Annotated in this window: 21 protein-coding genes; 9 read left to right on the plus strand and 12 right to left on the minus strand. The window is 58.2% G+C overall.

Features of this window, described 5'->3' with window-relative positions; genetic code table 11:
* Positions 1 to 4 precede the first annotated feature (4 nt).
* A complete protein-coding gene (gene rsmA, locus OHL20_RS21135; protein WP_263385284.1) occupies positions 5 to 805 on the plus strand; it encodes a 16S rRNA (adenine(1518)-N(6)/adenine(1519)-N(6))-dimethyltransferase RsmA in 801 nt (266 codons plus the stop codon).
* A 2-nt stretch (positions 806 to 807) separates the two neighbouring features.
* Here the strand turns inward: rsmA and OHL20_RS21140 are convergent, their stop codons facing one another.
* The 5 genes from OHL20_RS21140 to OHL20_RS21160 all read right to left on the minus strand — a co-directional run bounded on the left by OHL20_RS21140 (position 808) and on the right by OHL20_RS21160 (position 4,996).
* Positions 808 to 2,523 carry a FecR family protein gene (locus OHL20_RS21140; RefSeq protein WP_263385285.1) on the minus strand — a complete coding sequence of 572 codons (1,716 nt, stop codon included), beginning with the start codon at positions 2,521 to 2,523 and terminating at the stop codon, positions 808 to 810.
* A 61-nt stretch (positions 2,524 to 2,584) separates the two neighbouring features.
* A complete protein-coding gene (locus OHL20_RS21145) occupies positions 2,585 to 3,259 on the minus strand; it encodes a hypothetical protein (protein ID WP_263385286.1) in 675 nt (224 codons plus the stop codon).
* Complete coding sequence (gene ruvC, locus OHL20_RS21150; RefSeq protein WP_263385287.1) at positions 3,256 to 3,765, minus strand: crossover junction endodeoxyribonuclease RuvC; 510 nt, start codon at positions 3,763 to 3,765, stop codon at positions 3,256 to 3,258. The genes OHL20_RS21145 and ruvC overlap by 4 nt, the downstream gene beginning before the upstream one ends.
* Before the next feature lie 54 nt (positions 3,766 to 3,819).
* Positions 3,820 to 4,194 carry a hypothetical protein gene (locus tag OHL20_RS21155; protein ID WP_263385288.1) on the minus strand — a complete coding sequence of 125 codons (375 nt, stop codon included), beginning with the start codon at positions 4,192 to 4,194 and terminating at the stop codon, positions 3,820 to 3,822.
* Between the two features lie 31 nt (positions 4,195 to 4,225).
* Positions 4,226 to 4,996, minus strand: a complete 771-nt coding sequence (locus OHL20_RS21160; protein ID WP_263385289.1) for a thiazole synthase — start codon at positions 4,994 to 4,996, stop codon at positions 4,226 to 4,228.
* Positions 4,997 to 5,240: 244 nt separating this feature from the next.
* Here OHL20_RS21160 and OHL20_RS21165 point away from each other — a divergent pair, with 244 nt between their 5' ends.
* The 3 genes from OHL20_RS21165 (at position 5,241) to OHL20_RS21175 (ending at position 7,525) form a co-directional block, all read left to right on the plus strand.
* Positions 5,241 to 5,384, plus strand: a complete 144-nt coding sequence (locus OHL20_RS21165) for a hypothetical protein (protein ID WP_263385290.1) — start codon at positions 5,241 to 5,243, stop codon at positions 5,382 to 5,384.
* Positions 5,385 to 5,750: 366 nt separating this feature from the next.
* Positions 5,751 to 5,972, plus strand: a complete 222-nt coding sequence (locus tag OHL20_RS21170; protein ID WP_263385291.1) for a DUF3185 domain-containing protein — start codon at positions 5,751 to 5,753, stop codon at positions 5,970 to 5,972.
* Positions 5,973 to 6,190: 218 nt separating this feature from the next.
* A complete protein-coding gene (locus tag OHL20_RS21175) occupies positions 6,191 to 7,525 on the plus strand; it encodes a hypothetical protein (RefSeq protein ID WP_263385292.1) in 1,335 nt (444 codons plus the stop codon).
* A gap of 55 nt (positions 7,526 to 7,580) precedes the next feature.
* Here the strand turns inward: OHL20_RS21175 and OHL20_RS21180 are convergent, their stop codons facing one another.
* Positions 7,581 to 8,165 (minus strand): hypothetical protein, encoded by a 585-nt coding sequence (locus OHL20_RS21180; RefSeq protein ID WP_263385293.1) that lies wholly within the window; start codon positions 8,163 to 8,165, stop codon positions 7,581 to 7,583.
* A gap of 2 nt (positions 8,166 to 8,167) precedes the next feature.
* A complete protein-coding gene (locus OHL20_RS21185) occupies positions 8,168 to 8,962 on the minus strand; it encodes a TIGR00282 family metallophosphoesterase (RefSeq protein ID WP_263385294.1) in 795 nt (264 codons plus the stop codon).
* 55 nt (positions 8,963 to 9,017) lie between these two features.
* Here OHL20_RS21185 and OHL20_RS21190 point away from each other — a divergent pair, with 55 nt between their 5' ends.
* Positions 9,018 to 9,392: an RrF2 family transcriptional regulator gene (locus tag OHL20_RS21190; RefSeq protein WP_263385295.1), complete on the plus strand. Its 375-nt coding sequence runs from the start codon at positions 9,018 to 9,020 to the stop codon at positions 9,390 to 9,392.
* 11 nt (positions 9,393 to 9,403) lie between these two features.
* Here OHL20_RS21190 and OHL20_RS21195 read toward each other — a convergent pair whose 3' ends face one another.
* The 3 genes from OHL20_RS21195 to OHL20_RS21205 are packed head-to-tail and all read right to left on the minus strand — an operon-like array spanning position 9,404 to position 12,507.
* Positions 9,404 to 10,309 (minus strand): alpha/beta fold hydrolase, encoded by a 906-nt coding sequence (locus OHL20_RS21195; RefSeq protein ID WP_263385296.1) that lies wholly within the window; start codon positions 10,307 to 10,309, stop codon positions 9,404 to 9,406.
* Positions 10,310 to 10,327: 18 nt separating this feature from the next.
* Positions 10,328 to 10,702 carry a RidA family protein gene (locus OHL20_RS21200; RefSeq protein WP_263385297.1) on the minus strand — a complete coding sequence of 125 codons (375 nt, stop codon included), beginning with the start codon at positions 10,700 to 10,702 and terminating at the stop codon, positions 10,328 to 10,330.
* On the minus strand, positions 10,699 to 12,507 hold the full coding sequence (locus OHL20_RS21205) for a lysine--tRNA ligase (RefSeq protein WP_263385298.1): 1,809 nt from the start codon (positions 12,505 to 12,507) through the stop codon (positions 10,699 to 10,701). The genes OHL20_RS21200 and OHL20_RS21205 overlap by 4 nt, the downstream gene beginning before the upstream one ends.
* 118 nt (positions 12,508 to 12,625) lie before the next feature.
* On the opposite strand from OHL20_RS21205, the gene OHL20_RS21210 reads away from it, so the two are divergent.
* The 4 genes from OHL20_RS21210 (at position 12,626) to OHL20_RS21225 (ending at position 14,481) form a co-directional block, all read left to right on the plus strand.
* Complete coding sequence (locus OHL20_RS21210) at positions 12,626 to 12,865, plus strand: AtpZ/AtpI family protein (RefSeq protein WP_263385299.1); 240 nt, start codon at positions 12,626 to 12,628, stop codon at positions 12,863 to 12,865.
* On the plus strand, positions 12,862 to 13,272 hold the full coding sequence (locus OHL20_RS21215; protein ID WP_263385300.1) for an ATP synthase subunit I: 411 nt from the start codon (positions 12,862 to 12,864) through the stop codon (positions 13,270 to 13,272). Before OHL20_RS21210 ends, OHL20_RS21215 begins: the two co-directional genes overlap by 4 nt.
* A gap of 32 nt (positions 13,273 to 13,304) precedes the next feature.
* On the plus strand, positions 13,305 to 14,036 hold the full coding sequence (gene atpB / locus OHL20_RS21220; RefSeq protein ID WP_263385301.1) for a F0F1 ATP synthase subunit A: 732 nt from the start codon (positions 13,305 to 13,307) through the stop codon (positions 14,034 to 14,036).
* Between the two features lie 127 nt (positions 14,037 to 14,163).
* Entirely contained in the window at positions 14,164 to 14,481 is a 318-nt protein-coding gene (locus OHL20_RS21225) for an ATP synthase F0 subunit C (protein ID WP_263385302.1), read from the plus strand.
* A gap of 189 nt (positions 14,482 to 14,670) precedes the next feature.
* On the opposite strand, the gene OHL20_RS21230 is transcribed toward OHL20_RS21225, so the two are convergent.
* Complete coding sequence (locus OHL20_RS21230; protein ID WP_263385303.1) at positions 14,671 to 16,197, minus strand: NADH-quinone oxidoreductase subunit N; 1,527 nt, start codon at positions 16,195 to 16,197, stop codon at positions 14,671 to 14,673.
* Positions 16,197 to 17,807, minus strand: a complete 1,611-nt coding sequence (locus OHL20_RS21235) for a complex I subunit 4 family protein (RefSeq protein ID WP_263385304.1) — start codon at positions 17,805 to 17,807, stop codon at positions 16,197 to 16,199. Before OHL20_RS21235 ends, OHL20_RS21230 begins: the two co-directional genes overlap by 1 nt.
* Positions 17,808 to 17,833 lie beyond the last annotated feature (26 nt).

A 17,833-nucleotide genomic window follows, 5' to 3' on the forward strand; every position in this document is an offset into this window, starting at 1 on the left:
AGGTATGAAGAAGCCGAAGCTTGGTCAGAACTTCCTCGTCGACGACGCCGCTCGTTATGCCATCGTCGACGCCCTCGGCGATCTCAGCCAGCGAACAGTTGTCGAGATCGGCCCAGGTCACGGCGCGCTCACCGATATTCTCGCCACGCGCGCCCGCAAACTGATCGCCCTTGAGCTTGATCCATCGCTCGCCGCAGAGCTGCGCTTCCGCTATCGCGAGCAGCCGCATGTCGAGGTCCTGAACGGCGACGTGCTCAAGATCGACCTCGCAACGCTGGCAGCCGAGGGCGAAACCCTCGACGTGATCGGCAACCTGCCGTACTACATTACGTCCGACATCCTGCTGCACCTCTTCTCGGACGTCAACGCAGGCAAGCTCTTACGCGCCGTCCTGATGATGCAGCGCGAGGTCGCCGACCGCGTCGCCGCTGCTCCGGGAGTGCGCGATTACGGCCTGCTCTCCGCAACGACGCAGATGAACGCCCGCGTCGACAACCTCTTCACGCTTCCACCATCGGCGTTCCAGCCACCACCTGATGTCTACTCAAGCGTCATCCGTCTGCACTTTGCACCACGTTTTGTGGAGCTGGGCATCGATGCGGTTGGCTTCGACGCTTTCCTGAAGCGGTGCTTCGCCCAGAAGCGCAAGACGCTGCATAACAACCTGCGCGCCGCTGGATTTACGCCGGAACAGCTTGCCGCTGCATGGCCCAGGGAGATGCCGGCACAAGCGCGAGCGGAATCACTCGCACTTGAACCAATGGCCGCTCTCTACCGCTCACTCGCCCAGACGCAACCAGCCTGAGGTTACTTCTTCCCTCCTCCGCCGCTGCTGGATGGAGCCGGGGACGAGTGTGAGGCTGGGGCTGAAAACGACTGCGCAGGAGCGGAGTAGTGCGGTGCAGACTGAGCCGGAGCCGAGTAATGCGGAGCGCTCGACTGCACTCCGGAACCGCCAGTCGGCCTGGTAAAGTTTCCCTGCGTTGGTTGACCTGAAGGTCGGAAGCCCTGCTGCGGAACAGGCCGCATTCCCTGCTGGACAACACCCTGCTGAGGATTGCTGCGGAATCCTGGCTGCAACCCGCCCTGCTGCGGTCCGTTGCGAAAGCCCGGCTGCGAGCCACCCTGTCGAACCGTCGTCGGATTAGACGAGTTGACGAAACCGTTCTGCACACCCTGACGAGCAGGCTGAACACCGATCACTGGCGTATGTGTTTGCCGGTCAACCGGAAAGTCCCGCGTAAGCGAGGCACCAACGACACTCCCACCTCGAAACGTGTACGACTGCCCAATCGGCCTGACCGGCGTCGCGACCACTCCAGCGATGTGCCGGAAGCCAGGCTGCTGCCCGACTGGTCGCGTGCCACCAGAGCCGTTCCAGCCATTGTGGACGGTCAGAATAGGGTGTGGTCCGTTGCCCGTTCCACCGGAACCTGGAGGATGATGAATTGGATAGCGCCGCGGCGGCAGAATGACGTTGAGGTATCCTCCACGGCCGCCATATCCGCCGTATCCACCTCCATAGCCGTAACCGCCATATCCCGCGAAGCCAAAGCCACCGCAGCCGGAGTTAGGCGACCATCCCCAGCCGAAGGTGTCCCAATACGACCAGCCGCCACAGCGAAACGGCGTCCAGCCCCACGAATATGACGACGCCCAGAGATAACCGCCGCCGGGATACCACATCCAGCTCCCATTCCCATACGGATCGAAGTCCTCTGCGTCGCCACCATTTGGCTGCCACACCTGCCCTTGTCCCGGAACGTCGAACCAGCTTCCGTTCGCATCCAGGTCGGACCAGCCATAACCCTGGCTGCCTGCGTAGCCGTTGCGCTCCGCGGTCTGCTTTGGAGCTGCATCGGCTGCGATCTGGTCACGCGACTCGTTCCACTGATCCCAGGTGTCGGCAGCAATCTCCTGCGTCAGGAAGTACTGGCCCTCATGGCTGATATCGCCTCGAAAGGTTTCGCCGAGTGGCACATCGACCTTGTAGCCATTGGCATGCTCCACATGAGCAGCGCCCGTAAGGACGGCTATCGCTGCCGGAGCTTCATCCAGGTTGACGCGCAAGGTCGTATTCTCTGCAGGAGAGATGATGTCGCCACCCGCGTCGACGCTGTAGGCGAACTTGGGTGCCGAGCGCAGTTCGAAGTAGGCGAGCCCCTTGGCCAGCCCAATCTGTGTATTAAAGTTGCCGCCCTGGTCAACAGACAGATGCGTAAGCGTCACAGTGCTGTTCGGCGTCACGCGCGCGACGCTGCCATCCTCAAATTCCACCTCAGCCTGACCATCTTCCCCCGTCACAATGCTTTGCCCTTCGATCAGCGGCATGTTGAGCTGCGCGGGATCACCTGCACTGGCATCATGCCGGTCGACGCGAACGTAGCCCTCCGTATAGGTAAGCCGCACGATACGGGCTGTTGGAGTTACGTCCGCATGGGCAAACGCACCGCCAGCAGCGATAAGGCAGAATCCGGTCATGCCCGACACGAACCATTTGGCAATACTTTGAATGTTCTTCACAACAACCCCCGACAACGTACTTCTGGCCACTAGGTTAGACGTATCGGCTGGAGGTCTCGCTTCATTCTCCAGCCTTGGCCTGTTCCAGCAACTTGGCTGCCCGCAATCGTACGCGCTCGATGAGTGCGGTGTCTCCTGCAATCGACCGCAATGTCGAACCAATGTTTTCAAGCTCCTGCGCCCTGCCGTTATCCACGGCAGCGGCGAGGTTCGAGATCTCCGTATCGAGCCCGAGCCGGTCGAAGCGATGCTTGAAATCGAGCGCACGACCTTCTTCTAATGTGTTCTCGACGCCCTGAAAGAACGCCGTGAGTTGCACAGCCGCTTTATTCTCGGAGTGGTTGAAGGTACAGCTTCCATCACCCTTGGCATCACGATAGGTGAGGATCTTCGTACCGGTGTCGGCGATGTTCTTCAGCTTTGAGGCGCATGGCGTGTCCGAAGCGCGCATGGTCTCGAGAGCATCGAAGACCAGCTTCACCCCCTTAGGGCTGAAGGTCAGAGGACGCTCAACTGCCTGAGGCTCAGGCGATTGGGGAGCGACCACTTCGGCGCGGTAGAAACCGGTTCCGTCTCCGTGGAGTTCGATGGTGTAACGCGGAACCAGCACGCCGGGCAAGGAACGGTCGAATTTGAAGGATGCCTGGTAGCTGGCCGCCGGTGCGTCCTGGCCGAAGGCCGAGTCTCCGAGGAGAAAAAACACTGCTACGGCGCAGACAGACCGGATGAGGATCACCGTCGTGAGCCCTGTAGTTCGAGTGTCTGGGCGGTGTGGATGTGACAGATCGCAATCGCCAGGGCGTCGGCAGCATCTGGAGAATCGGGTGCCTCAGTTAGCTCAAGCAGGCGCGTCACCATGAACTGGACCTGTTCCTTCGCGGCGAGACCATAACCGACGACCGCGCTCTTTATAGATAGCGGGGCATATTCAACAACCGGCTTGCTACACGTTGCCGCGGCCAGCATCGCGACTCCGCGCACCTGTCCGAGCTTGAGCGCGGACTTGGCATTGGCGGAGAAGAAGACCTCTTCGATCGCGATGACCTCCGGCTCGTGCAGGGTGATGAGTGCGATCAGTTCGGCATAGACCTGCGCAAGCCGCTGCGGTGCCTTATCTTTCTTACTGAGCCGGATCGTCCCCGCTGCGCAGTGCACAAGACGCGGCAAACGGGAGTTATGGTCCATCTCGACCACGCCGTAGCCGGTGAACTCCGTCCCGCAATCGATCCCAAAGACGCGCATATCTGAGAGTCTAACCGAGCTTCACTCCTACGCAGCGGACGGTAGCCTTTGCCGTTACCCTACGCCGACCGTTGTTCCAAGCCACACCAGCAATCCGAGCAAGCCAAGCACATCGCCGATCATCACAAATCCCGCACCTGCAATGAAACAGGCTGCCGTCCGCCAGCGATAGCAGGCTCGAAGGACGAAGGCTGTGGCTACCAGGCTCATCAGTTGGAGCGCCGTAAAGCACAGGCTCCAGCCGACTGCAGAACCGTGAAGATGCTGGATCAGCAGTCCTGCGTCGCCAAAGTTGTGGCTTCGCTCCTGCATGGATGCGGCCAGGTTTGCCCGCATCGAGAAGCCAAGTGCGACAGCTGAGATCGCCCACAGGACGAATCCGGTGAGCAGCCCCACTACACCGCGATCTCTTATGAGCCATCCAAACAAGGCTTTTCTCCTTGCCGTGCCGGGTAGCTTGCTATTTGCTGATGCCTTCAAGCGGCGAACTTGCCGTCGCGTAGAGTTTGCGCGGCATTCGACCGGCGAGAAAAGACTGCCTTCCGGCTAATACAGCATGCTGCATCGACTCGGCCATGAGGATGGGGTCGCGCGCACCCGCGATCGCCGTGTTCAACAGGACAGCGTCAAAGCCTAGCTCCATGGCAAGCGCAGCATCGGAGGCGGTGCCGAGGCCGGCGTCAATGATCAGCGGAACCTCCGTGATGAGTTCACGCAGGATGCGGAGATTGTTGATGTTCGATAGACCAAGGCCCGTGCCGATGGGAGCGCCGAGAGGCATAACGGCTGCGGCACCGGCATCGATCAACCGCTTCGCAAAGACGATGTCGTCGGTCGTGTACGGGAGAACGGTAAATCCCTCCTTGACCAGCACACGCGTCGCTTCAAGCGTTGCCTGTACATCGGGGTACAGCGTCGGCAGATCACCGATCACTTCAATCTTTACCCAGTCCGACAAGCCCACTTCGCGGCCGAGACGCGCGGCTCGGATGGCCTCGTCGGCGGTGTAACAGCCTGCGGTGTTCGGCAGAAGGAAGTAGCGCTGCGGATCGATGAAGTCGAGCAGGGACTCGCGTGAGCGGTCCAGATTGACGCGGCGGACGGCAACGGTGACCATCTCCGTTCCGGAGGCTTCAATCGCAGCCTGTGTTTCAGCTCCGTCCTTATACTTCCCTGTTCCTACGATAAGGCGCGACTGGAAGGCTTTTCCGGCGATAACTAAGGGTTCCATAGCTTCATTTTAGAGCTTTTTTACGGACGCTATGCAGACTGGGAGGTTTGTCCTTTCAACATGGTGAAATCCAGCATCCTTAGTGCGTACGGCGCACGAATCAATCCCTAGAAGCAGCCGTCGTCAGACGAAAGGACATGCATGTCGCTCTCCCTCGATCCAAATCAGAAGGTCGAGCACCCCGCCCCGGAAGCCTACCTCCGCTGTTCGCTGAGCGTTTGGGCGGCCTGTAGCTGACGAGCCGGTGATCTTCGACGAACTCTCCCGCACGATGCAGCACATCACGCGGACGATGCTGAAGGCCTATGAAGAGGCGACCGGGTATTGCGCCAAGCGTAAGGGTCATCCACACGTCGAGCCAAAGTCAATCGACGAAGTTCCCGCTTAGGCTTAAGTTTTGACTGAAAAGCAGAAGGCCCGCACTCGGATAGAGGGCGGGCCTTCTGGCGGTAGACTGGTGGGATTGACTTGAGGCGTCCACACTCGTGCATGGGCCGCTGCGGGACTACTTGCTAAAACCGCTGGGACTAGAGCTGGACGCTCTAAGCCTCAGTCACCTCACGTACCGTTGTGCAACTGTTACTGTCAATTTTCATAGGCTGGACCATCCTCCTTTCCCGTGTAGCCAGAGAGTACTCCAGAGGCGGTGAGCTTTGCAAGTGACGTGGGCCGCCGTCGCCAATGAGCCTCAAGAGCATCTTTCATTCAAGTGTGACGCATCGTACAGACGAGCGTTGATATCAGAGGATTCAAGATGAAAGCTGCAACAGTTGTAGGCATTCTGCTGATACTTTTGGGCATCGTTGGTTTTGCTGTCGGTGGCATTACCTTCACACACGAGAAAAAGGATGTCGACCTTGGTCCGATTCAGGTTGGCCACGAACAGAAGAGTACGGTTCCCATCTCGCCGATTCTTAGTACCGCTGCATTGATAGCTGGAGTAGGCTTGGTCGTAGTTGGGACCAAGTCCAGATAGCGCTGCTCTACTTGCCTGCGACAAAGAAATGACTCAGAAATATCGCAGGATTTGCCTTTGAGGAATACGCTTTCTATAATCCGCAACAACAGCCCTCTCGTGCCCCATCGCGAATTTGTCATTTCTTCGGCAGAACCGCTTTAGTATGAGATCAGCGACAACCATTCGGGCCGACCGATGGCATCATAAGTTTTGAACGATTTACTGAGGAGTGTGGCATGAAGAAGGTAGTTATTGCATCTCTCCTGGCGGTCGCGTGTATCGCACCTGCTGCGCAAAACCTGTCTGCAGAACCCTTGGGAAACCCCTTTGTGCAAGCAGCGGCACCACAGGCGGCTGGCGGAATCCAGATGGCGCCCGCCGAGTACAAGGTTTACAACGATGCGGTGAGCCAAACGACCCCGCAGACCAAGGCGCCTGCGCTCGAGGCTTACATCGCCGCCTATCCTCAGTCTGCTGTGAAAAACGATACGCTCATGCAGATCATGCTGGCTTACAGCTCGTTTGATCCGGCCAAGACACTCACTGCGGCTGATGCCCTTCTCGCCGTCGACCCGAACAACCTTCGCGCTTTGACCTTTGAGGTCTACTTCCGCAAGGCTGGGGCCGACCAGTTGACCGATCCTGCCGCCAAGCAGGCCTCGCTTGACAAGGCTGCCGACTATGCAACCAAGGGCATCGCAGCGGTTGCCACCAAGCCTGCCGAGATGAGCGATACGGACTACACCGCGCTCAAGGCCGCTTCAACGCCTATCTTCTACAGCGCCATCGCGACCGCCGCTCTCAGCAAGAAGGACACCGCAACCGCGATCACCAACTTCAAGCTGGAACTGGCCGCTGTTCCCGTCGACCAGACCACCAAGCCCGGCCCGATCCTGCAGGACACGTTCTTTCTCGGTTCAGCCTATCTGCAGTCGACCCCGCCAGACCTGCTCAACTGCACGTTCTACGTGGCCCGCTTCGTTGCGTATGCTCCAGAGCCATATAAGTCGCAGATGCTTCCCACGGCGCAATATTGCTACAAGAAGTACCACGGCAGCACCGATGGCTACGACGCTGTCACGGCGGCAGCACAGGCGAACCTGAACCCGCCCGACTCTTTCGCCACGACCATTACGCCTGCTCCCAAGGCATCGGACATTGCTCACTCCACCGTCACCAGCACTGCCGATCTGGCAACTCTGGCGCTTAGCGACAAGGAGTTCATTCTCCAGAACGGTACGCCTGAAGATGCTGAGAAGGTCTTCGCTACGATCAAGGGTAAGGAAGTCTCCATTCCGAACGCAGTCGTCGTAGCCGCCACGGACACCTCGCTGCAGGTAGCTGTCTCGGACGATGCAGTCCAGGCGACTCCCAAGGTTGCTGACTTCACCTTCACCATGAAGGAGCCGTTGAAGACGCTTCCCGCAGTCGGCGACAAGATCACACTCACTGGAACCTATGACTCCTACACGCAGTCACCTGCCATGATCACCATGACCGGTGGTGAGGTTGTCACCAAGAAGGCTCCCGTAAAGAAAGCTGCTCCCGTCCACCACACCACACACAAGTAGCCAAAAGGTTGCTGTAGAAGAGGCAGTCCTTCGGGGCTGCCTTATTCTTTGCCTGTTAGAAGGTCAAGTGCTTCGCGAGGTCTGCCGCAAAAGCAGGCTGCGTTGCGCTGGGATCGAGCAGGAAGGCACAAACCCACTCCTCTTCACCGCTGGCGGAGTCGACAATCCCAGCCACGACGGTAACACTGTACCAGCCGGGAGTTACCTCGATCGTCCGTTCATAGGTGGCGAGCGGATGCTCCTCGCGTCCATCCGGCAGACTACCGGGCGTCCAGCTTTGCAGGCGGTCGGTGTTGCAGACGATAAGCCTTCCGGTCTCCGTCCCGAGCACGAACCCCGCAGAGAAAAGGATGTGCGACAACGGAAGTTGTGCGCCCTCGGTCTGGGTCGAGCGAACATGGATGGTGTAGTGGCCCTGTTCGACTCCCAGCGCTGGCACGACTGCTCCCTGCCGATAGGCTTCATGAGGGTAGCTCTTGCGAGTGAGCGTCTTGATGAGATCCGAACCGACCACATCCGGGCCAATGACCTCAAGCACCCGCGCTGCATCGACAAGGAAAAACGCTCCCTGTGCCGCATAGAAGTGGGCTGCCTCCTGCGGTTCAAAGTAGGCGGGAACCTCAGTATCTGGGATTGGCATGACTACTCGCCCAGCATCAGGCGCTGGATGTGACTCGCGCGACCCGTCATGCCATCGCAGGTAATCACGGCAGCGCACATCTTGGCATTCCCTTTCGCTGCTTCGAACTTGCCGGGCATACCTGTCAGGAAGCGGTTGAGCACCAGCTCCGTTTCGACACCAATGACGGAGTCATACGGGCCAGACATGCCAACGTCGGTCTGATAGGCGGTGCCATTCGGCAGGATTCGTTCATCGGCCGTTGGGATGTGGGTATGCGTTCCAAGCATGGCGGTGATACGGCCATCGAGGTACCAGCCGAGCGCCACTTTCTCGCTGGTCGCCTCACCATGGAGATCAAGCAGGATCACTTTCGCGGTGATCTTCGACAGCAGTTCGTCCGCCTTGCGGAACGGATCGTCGCAGGACGACATGAACACACGTCCCTGCAGATTGATGACTGCGTAGCTCTGTCCGGTCGGCAGCTCTCCCTGGTAGACACCGAAGCCGGGCGTGCCCACGGCGTAGTTTGCCGGGCGCAAGATGCGACGTCCGCGGACATGGGACTCGGCTGGAACAGTCATGTACTCGAAGATCTCGCGCTTGTCCCAGATGTGGTTGCCGGTCGTGATGACGTGGGCACCGAGGTCGAACAATTCTTCAGCAAGCGAGGGGGTGATGCCGAAGCCGCCGGCGGAGTTTTCGCCGTTGATGACGAGGAGATCGATCTGGTGCGTCTCCATAACGTGGGGCAGATGTTCGCGGACGATATGACGTCCGGGGGCGCCAAATACGTCACCCACAAAGAGAATCTTCACAAGGGGATGCTAGCACGATGAGACCTGGAAGCATTCCTGTGGTATTTTGCTCTGCATGGCACAGAGCGCACGTTTCGCGTTGAGTTTAAAAGTCCTGACCGTCCTGGCTTCCGAGCCCGACGCGATGCACACCTCGGCAACTATCGCCGAAGAGCTTGGCGAGAGCGCCGTTATGGTGCGCAGAACCTTCCTCCTGCTTCACAAAGCTGGCTGGATCATGCAGCGCAAGGGGCCCAATGGAGGTGCCCAACTCAAGACGTCAGCCAAGCAGATAGGCATCGGCGACCTCTTTGTTGCTGCGACTGGCGAGTGGCTTTCAGCCGAGGACAAAGCCGTCGAGCCATTGCTGAAGAAGGTTCGTGCCGCCGCCGTCACCGCCATGAACGAGACCACCCTGGCGCAGGCCGCTAAGCGCATGAAGAAGGGCTAGAAGGCCGCTGGCTAGTCCTTCAAAAAATCGCCCACGACCTGGACATACTTATCCGGCTCCTCGTATGAGGGCAGGTGTCCACTCTTCTCAAACACTCCAAACTTTGCACCCGGAATCGCTTTGTATAGCTTCCAGGCGGTAAGGGGCGCGACGTTCATGTCGTAGCGCCCCGTAAGGACAAGCGTTGGAAGGTTGAACTTCGCAATCGCAGAGCTCAGATCCATACTGGCCGTGGCCTTCTGGACAGCCGCGCCAACCTTTGGAGCGGATTCGAGATCCTTCGCGCCTGCCAGGTACGCATCGCGCTTCTGCTCGCTGTAGAAGAGCATCAGGAAGTGGTTGCGAAGTGACTGCTGCGACTCTGCCTCTGTAGGTGCGTCGGCCGATGCAGGCTTGGGCAACTTCTCAAGGATGTCGGGAAAGACATCGGGAAAGAGATGGTCGATCTCCTTCCACGAAGGTCCAGGCGAGTCCGAGAGGACAAGCTTGTGGACATGCTCAGGATGAGCCGCAGCATAGGCCATCGAGAGCATTCCGCCGTACGAATCGCCCACCAGGTCGACTTTATCGAAGTGAAGGTGATCGCGCACAGCGTCAAGATCGGCCACCTGCGCGTCCATACCCATCGGCGCATCTGTGCCCAGGCGCGTGGATTTGCCGGTGCCGCGCTGATCATACAGAACTACCTGTCGATCATGCGAGAGCCGCGGCCAGACGTCATTCTGCATCATGTAGATGTGCGACAGCCCCGGGCCGCCATTGATCGCCATGACGGGCACCGCGGCTGACGTCTTCCCGTAGACCCAGTAGGCCAGATCGACCTGCGGCGTATGGACGAGCCCGGTCGGAGGCTGCTGCGCACAAAGACTGGCAGGGAGAGCGAGGGCAAGGGCAGCGAGCGCTGAGAATAGCTTCATAGGGTCTCCAGGTGCTGCCTAAGAACGTACAGCGATACCCTGCATCTCGAATCGGGCGTCGAAGAGAAGCTTACCCGACCCGATAAAGGCGCGCGCTGGTAGCGGTCCGGTGAAGTAGGTCAGGTATACGTCGTTGAACGCCTGCCAGAGCGAAACATTCGGGGAGAAGATCTGGACATAGGTCAGATCGTCGAAGGTCATCTCCGCCTTCTCGAGGACGGCCCGGAAGCCTTGCATGAGGTAGTGAACCTCCTCGGCAACGCTCTCCGGAACCTGCGAGGTTCCGGGGATCAGGCCAATTCGCCCCGAGAGGTAAAGCGTATCGCCGCGAAGTACGGCATCGCTGAAGGGCTTGTCGGGATTGAGGATAATGTCTCTGCGCGGAACGCTCATGCCTGCTCTTCTCCTTGGATCTCTGTCGGGGCTTGCTGTGGTTTCGCCTGCGGGCGCATGAGTGGGAAAAGGATGACGTCACGGATCGACTTCGACCCGGTCAGGAGCATCGTCAGGCGATCGATGCCGATTCCCTCGCCTCCCGTCGGCGGCAAGCCGTAGCCGAGCGCGCGGACGTAGTCCTCGTCCATCGCATGAGCCTCATCGTCGCCGCGGTCGCGCTCCTTCAACTGATCCTCAAAGCGCTTCTTCTGCTCGTCCGGATCATTCAACTCCGAGAAGGCATTCCCAACCTCGAAGCCGCCGATGTAGAACTCGAAGCGCTCGACCCAATCAGGTTCGTCTGGCTTTTGCTTGGAGAGTGGTGAGACGGCTAGTGGGAAGTCGTAGATGATCGTGGGTTGGATCAGGTGAGGTTCGGCTAGGAATTCAAATAGTTCTGCAATTATTTTGCCGAGGGGAACTGTTTGATCTGTAAGACTCTGAAGAAGCCCTTGGACGATCCTCTCACTTCTTTGATACCCCAGAACAGCTGCGGCGACTTCAGCATGTGCAGAGTGATTTTCGTTCGGGACTGTTGCCGCTAATGCAGGCATACCTTGGATTAGGCCGGCAAACATCTTTTGTAACTCTTGGACCGATGGCAACAATGCGTCATAACTATCGAATGTGAGTCTTTGCCAAGAATCAGCGCCTAGTAATACCGGCCAGAACTGTCGGATAGCCTCACGCATTGACAACTTGGTCCACGAACCAAGATCAATTTCATTCCCATTGAAGCTAGTGACCGTAGTCCCATTCACCTCCATAGCCACGAACGTCACAAGCTCCTCAGTAAGCTGCATGAGGTCGTGATAGTTCGCATAAGCCTGGTAGAACTCAAGCATCGTGAACTCTGGGTTGTGCCGTGTACTCACACCCTCGTTGCGAAAGTTTCGATTGATCTCATACACCCGGTCCAGCCCGCCGACTACCAGCCGCTTCAAGTAAAGCTCAGGCGCGATCCGCAGCGATAGCGGAATATCCAACGCATTGTGGTGCGTCTTGAACGGGCGAGCCGCCGCGCCACCAGCGATCGTGTGCAGCATCGGCGTCTCGACCTCAAGGTAGCCGCGCGTATCGAAGAACTTGCGAATCGCCCGAAGCACCGCCGCGCGCTTGACGAAGACCTCGCGCACATTAGTCGACGCCTCTTCCGGCTCAGCAGCCTCCACCGCTCCATCACTCACATCAGGAGCGTGCGTGGCCTGCTTCACCGTATGCCCTGTGTTCATAAACAGGTCGACATACCGCTGCCGATACCGCAACTCCGTGTCTTCGAGCCCGTGGTACTTATCCGGCAGCGCAAGCATCGCCTTCGCGAGAAACGTGAGCGCAGGCTGCCCGTCGATGGGCGACACATGCACGGTAAGCTCCCCGGTGCGCGTACGCATCAGGTAGCCGCGCACGCCGATGTGGTCTCCCAGATCCAGCAGTTTGTAGAGGGCGAACAGGTCCTCGCCGACATCATCCTTGCGGACATAGATCTGTAGTTGCCGACCGCCCTGCTGAAGCTGCGCGAACCCCGCCTTGCCCTGCACACGAATCGCCATGATGCGTCCAGCAATCGACACGGTGACCCGCGGCTCCTGGAGCGCCTCGTTCGTGTTCTCCGGCGTGTCATACTCCGCGCGGATGGCGGGTATATCGTTGTCGTGGCTATACGCATAGCTGTTCGGGTAGGCTGGCTGGCCGAGGGCGACGATCTGGTCGCGCTTCTCCCGGCGAAGCTGGTAAAGATTTTGCTCGAAGTCTGATTCGGACACGGTAGTTCCTTTTCTCAAGGGGCTTGACGCTTCAGTATAGCGAGGCCGGGCCGTCCGACGGAGTGACTCACCTGCGGGGATTCTGAAGAAGTCGTCCTGCGTGGTGTAATGGTCTGTCATGGCAGATGAACCAAATAAGAAATCCGGCGCGCTTGGCGAGGTCGTCAAAGCAGAATCGATGATCCAGCTCGCGATCGCCCTTCCGGCAGGATGCCTGATCGGCTGGCTGGGCGGCCACTGGCTCGACGGCCACTTTCACCAGCATTGGATCGGCATCGTCGGCATTCTCCTCGGTGCGATAGCCGGTCTCATCCAGATCATCACCACTGCCCAGCGCTTTCTGCGGAGCGGCCGTTGAAGACCCTTGCCGGATTTAGCGACGACGACTTTAAACGAACGATACGAAGCGCGATCCGCCTCCTCATCATCGCGACAGCCGTCGCAGCACCGCTCATCTGGTGGAAATCAAGCTGGCAAAGTGCCGCTCTGCTGGTCGTGGGCGCCGTTATCTCCGGCTCCGGCCTGTGGGAGTGGCTACGTTTGATGAGCGCAGTGATGGTCCGTATGGACGCGGGCGGCGAGGCAAAGCCGATGGGGATGATCCTGGTTGGATTCTTCCTCCGTCTGGGACTCACGATCGTGCTGCTGTATGTTAGCCTTAAGCATCTGAATGGTTCGGTTTACGCCCTCGCCTTCGGCCTTGCACTCGGTGTATTTTGTCTCTCTGTAGAGGGCATCCGACTCATGAAGGCCTGGACCGTTTAGATAGATTTCCGAAAGCTCCATCGATTTCCAATATGCCGACACAGACGTTAGTAACCCAAGCTTTGAACCACGCCTTTGCCTCGCCCACCACGGCGCTGCTGCGCGGCCTGCACATTCAGCCGAAATACCCGAGCGCCCCCATCACGGACGCCTTCGCGATGGAACTGCTCGTATTCCTCGTTCTCCTGGCTTACTTCCTCCTGGTGCGCGTATCCCTCAGCGTCGAAAAGCCAGGCGGCGTACAGCACCTTGCTGAGATGACCCATGAGTTTGTCTCAGAGCAGGGTGAGTCCATCATCGGACACGGCTATGAGCGCTTTTCGAGCTATCTCACGGCGCTCTTTCTATTTATCCTTTTAGCGAACCTGATGGGTCTCGTCCCGGGATTGAAGTCACCAACCGCCGACGTCGTCGTTCCGCTTGGTTTTGCCCTAGTCACCTTCATCTACTACCACTACCATGGCATCCGGGCGAACGGCGGAGCGTACATCAAGCAGTTTCTAGGACCGGTGCCAGCGATTGCGCCCCTGATGCTTCCGATCGAGATCATCTCCCATCTGGCTCGCGTTCTGTCACTTACGGTTCGTCTCTACGCCAACATGTTCGCCGGCGACCTCGTCACCCTTGCATTCTTCTCATTGGTACCGGTCGGCATTCCGCTCATTTTTCTCGGCCTGCACCTTGGGGTAGCCGTCATCCAGGCGTACGTTTTCTTCCTGCTGGCAGCAATTTACCTCTCACTCGCCGTAGCGCACGACCACTAAGTTTGATTTTGCCGCGATGGGGCGCTCCCTCTTCGCGGCAGGTAACAACGTCGCAAGCGTGAGGGTGCCAGCAAGGTGAGCATCAACCACCCACTGGCGGCGTATCTGACGGGAGCAGGAGTACCACATGAAGAAGTTGCAATATCTGTTTATGTCCTTGGCTGCGCTGCTGTTTGCAACGCCCGCCTTCGCACAGGCCGCTGCCGTTAATGGCGGATCACCTGCTGGTCAATGGGTTCCCCTCGCTGCCGGTCTCGGCATGGCGATTGCCGCTGGCCTCTGCGGTCTCGGTCAGGGTCGCGCGACCGCTTCCGCCACCGAAGCGCTTGCTCGTAACCCCGGCGCACGTCCAGGAATCTTCATCTTCCTGATTCTCGGTCTGGCCTTCATCGAGTCCCTCGCACTCTTCACCTTCGTAATCATCTTCATCAAGGTTCAGGCATAGTCGATCAATCGAGTTTGACGGAGAGTCTCAGGAAGTACTCATCTCTCGATCACTAGTTAGTAGCAACAGTAAAGCCTCCGTTCGCGGAGGCTTTACTGTTGCTACATGTCTATGTCTAATTCGAGGGTATTGACCGGTTCCGCTGGCGAAGAGAGCAGGGTGTCCGTCAGCAGCAAATGCTCCCAAGCACTACTTAGTCTGCCCGCCGTTACTCATCTCTACAGTTCGTGTCGCAGCGGCAACAGGAATAGCTTTGGCTGCCATTGAGTCGAACGCGGCCCGCTGCACAATGTGCAGAATAGGCGCAGGCACGACACCCAGCATGAAGGTCGCCAACGCGCTCGCCCCCAGGGCAAGACCAGCAGGCACACTGACCCTCTTCGAGATCACACCTGCAGAGCTATCCGGAGCCGACCGGGTATAAAGCGCACTCAGCAAACGCAGATAGTAGAAGCAGGCGACGCCGCTATTCAGCAATCCGATGACGGCAAGCCAGATATTGCCGGCATGGACTGCCGCCGTAAAGACGACAAACTTACCAAAGAAACCACCAGTGAACGGGATACCGATGAGCGACAGGAGAAAGAAGGCCAACACGGCCGAGAGCACAGGGCGCTTTGCCGCGAGGCCGGTGTAATCATCGATGGAGCGCACCGATTCGTTGTATCCGGCAATCTGCGTAATCACCGCAAAGGCGCCGACGTTCATTGCGGCATAGGTCGCCGTGTAAAGACAGGCCGCGGCGATACCCTCAGCTGGAAACGCTGTGAAAGCAACCAACAGGTAGCCAGCGTGGGCGATCGAAGAATAGGCCAGCATCCGTTTGACATCGCGCTGCAGCAGGGCGCCGATGTTGCCAATGGTCATAGAAAGTACGGCTAGTCCCCAGATGAGGATCGCCCAGCGGTGTTCCATCGCCGGAAAGCCTGAGAAGGTAATCCGCAGCAGCACTGCGAACGCCGCAGCCTTCGGAGCAGTCGACATCAGTCCGACCACAGGTGCGGGCGCTCCCTGGTACACGTCCGGGGTCCAGACATGGAACGGCGCAGCCGATACCTTGAAGCCGAGACCGATGATGATGAGAGCCAGTGCCGTAAAAGCCAGATGTGGAGTCGTTGTCGAGCCAAGTCCCGCAGCAATTGCTGCAATTGAGGTCGAACCGGTCGCTCCAAATGCCAGGGCAATGCCGTAGAGGAAGAAGGCAGTTGCAAACGAACCGAGCAGGAAGTACTTGATCGAAGCCTCAGAGCCGGTCGCTTGTCCCTTGCGGAAGCCTGCCATGATGTAGGTCGAGATCGAAGAAATCTCAAGCCCGATAAAAACCATCAGGAGTTCGACCGAGCAGGTCATCAGCATCATACCGACCGCACCGAAGAGGGTGAGGGCAAAATACTCTCCAGCATGCGTCGCATTGCCTTCGAAGTAATCGAGTGAGCCAAGTAGAGTGACGAGCACGACTGACGCGATAAGCAAGTGGAAAAAGATACTGAAGGCGTCTACTCGAATCGTCCCGGAAAATGCGACCAGTGGGCCGAGATGCAGTTGATACCAACTGGCTAGTCCTGCCGCCAACGTTCCGATGATGGCGAGCCAGCCCAGAGGTTTACGGCTCAAAGCTGGTCGCAGTACTGGCTCGAGCACCATGACAAGTACACCAGTCAGGGTGAGGATATATTCGGGCAGCAATCCAAGGATATTAGGGGAAAGTGTATTCATTAGCGCTGGCTCCCAACCTGGGCCTGAGCCGCTGTAACGCTGCTGACGCCTGAAACGCGATCAGGGTTTGTCGTCGATCCATAGTCTGGGTGGATGTTGCGACTCGGTACAGCATGCGCAAGGCGAGTGGCCAGATCGACGCCCGCGATATCGATCGCACGGAGCCAGATCGGGGACGCGATGCCCATAACGAGGAACAGAATCACCATCGGCCAAAGCGCCAAATGTTCCCGCGCATCGAGATCCCATCCGGCGACCGTCTGAGGAATGCGTCCGAGATTACCGTAGAAGATCCGTTGAATCATTACCAACATGTAGGCCGCGCCGAAGATAACTCCCGTTGTTCCAACAACCGTCCAGAGGATGTGGTGCGGAAGCATCGCCTGCATGGAGCCAGAAAGAATCAGGAACTCTCCGACGAAGCTGTTAAGCATCGGCAAGCCGATAACGGATAGCGTCGTGATCACAAACATGGTCACAATCCATGGAAGCTTCGCCGCGAGTCCACCGTACTGTCGCATATCGTAGGTCTTATATCGTTCGTAGAGCAGACCCATCAGCATAAAGAGCGCACCACCCGAGATTCCATGATTCAGAATCTGGTAAATTCCACCGTCGAGACCCGAGACGGTGAACGTAAAGATGCCAAGCGTGATGAAGCTGAGGTGTCCTAGTGTCGAGTAAGCCGCGAGTCGCTTTAAGTCATTCTGCACGAGCGCAACCAGCGCTCCGTAAACGATGCCGATCGCACCGAGCGCGATCATGAGAGGAGCAATCCGATGAGATTCGGCCGGAAAGATCGCAAAGCTGAAGCGCAGGATCGAGTACAAACCAGTCTTGCCGGCTAGCACCATGACGGCCGCTGTGGGAGCTTCGTAGATCGCATCTGAAAGCCAGCCATGAAGCGGAAACACAGGAACTTTGACTGCGAAGGCGAAGAGGAACGCCAGTGAGGCAAGCCACAAAGCGGCAGAGTTTCCCGAGATGCTGTGAGCCGCAGCAAGCGCGGCAAGGCGCGGCAGATCAAAGGTCCCGGTCTGCAGATACAGCCAGATCATTGCTACCAGGAGAAGCGCCGAAGGGATGAAAGCGTAGAGGAAGTACTTGATTGCAGCGCGCCGACGATCCTTCGTCCTGCCGAACGTAGCGATCAGAATCGTCATGGGAACAAGCGAAAGCTCCCAGAAAGCATAGTAGAGGAAGAGGTCCAGCGAGACGAAGATGCCCATCATCGCGACCTGCTGCAGCAGGAAGAGGATGTAAAAAGTCTTGGCCCGGCTGTCGATGGCACGCCACGAGATCAGGACGCCGAGCGGTGCCAGAAAACCGGTCAATACTACAAGCCACATCGCAAGACCATCCACCCCGAGGTGGTAGCGAATCTGCGGAAACGGCATCCAGGGGTGATCAGCCACAAACTGGAATCCGCCTGGCGCAAGTCCGTAGTTGAAGTGTGTCGGCAGATGCAACGTAAGCAGGAATGTAACCAGTGTGACGGCGAGCGCGCCCCATTGCATCGTCTTACCCTTGTCCGGCAGCAGCGCGAGCAGCAGTGCGCCGACAAGCGGTACAAAGGTGATTAGGGTCAGGATGGAGTGGTCAAAGTTCATCAGGTCCTTAGAAATAACAGGTCAAG

The sequence above is a fragment of the Granulicella arctica genome (assembly GCF_025685605.1).
Lineage (GTDB): Bacteria > Acidobacteriota > Terriglobia > Terriglobales > Acidobacteriaceae > Edaphobacter > Edaphobacter arcticus.

Coding starts and splice junctions, on each gene's coding strand:
- ruvC (WP_263385287.1), bottom strand. CDS start 3,765: ATGCGCGTCTTTGGGATCGATTGCGGGACGGAGTTCACCGGCTACGGC.
- OHL20_RS21180 (WP_263385293.1), bottom strand. CDS start 8,165: ATGCCAATCCCAGATACTGAGGTTCCCGCCTACTTTGAACCGCAGGAG.
- OHL20_RS21190 (WP_263385295.1), top strand. CDS start 9,018: ATGGCACAGAGCGCACGTTTCGCGTTGAGTTTAAAAGTCCTGACCGTC.
- OHL20_RS21225 (WP_263385302.1), top strand. CDS start 14,164: ATGAAGAAGTTGCAATATCTGTTTATGTCCTTGGCTGCGCTGCTGTTT.
- OHL20_RS21195 (WP_263385296.1), bottom strand. CDS start 10,309: ATGAAGCTATTCTCAGCGCTCGCTGCCCTTGCCCTCGCTCTCCCTGCC.
- OHL20_RS21235 (WP_263385304.1), bottom strand. CDS start 17,807: ATGAACTTTGACCACTCCATCCTGACCCTAATCACCTTTGTACCGCTT.
- atpB (WP_263385301.1), top strand. CDS start 13,305: ATGCCGACACAGACGTTAGTAACCCAAGCTTTGAACCACGCCTTTGCC.
- rsmA (WP_263385284.1), top strand. CDS start 5: ATGAAGAAGCCGAAGCTTGGTCAGAACTTCCTCGTCGACGACGCCGCT.
- OHL20_RS21210 (WP_263385299.1), top strand. CDS start 12,626: ATGGCAGATGAACCAAATAAGAAATCCGGCGCGCTTGGCGAGGTCGTC.
- OHL20_RS21230 (WP_263385303.1), bottom strand. CDS start 16,197: ATGAATACACTTTCCCCTAATATCCTTGGATTGCTGCCCGAATATATC.
- OHL20_RS21175 (WP_263385292.1), top strand. CDS start 6,191: ATGAAGAAGGTAGTTATTGCATCTCTCCTGGCGGTCGCGTGTATCGCA.
- OHL20_RS21200 (WP_263385297.1), bottom strand. CDS start 10,702: ATGAGCGTTCCGCGCAGAGACATTATCCTCAATCCCGACAAGCCCTTC.
- OHL20_RS21170 (WP_263385291.1), top strand. CDS start 5,751: ATGAAAGCTGCAACAGTTGTAGGCATTCTGCTGATACTTTTGGGCATC.
- OHL20_RS21160 (WP_263385289.1), bottom strand. CDS start 4,996: ATGGAACCCTTAGTTATCGCCGGAAAAGCCTTCCAGTCGCGCCTTATC.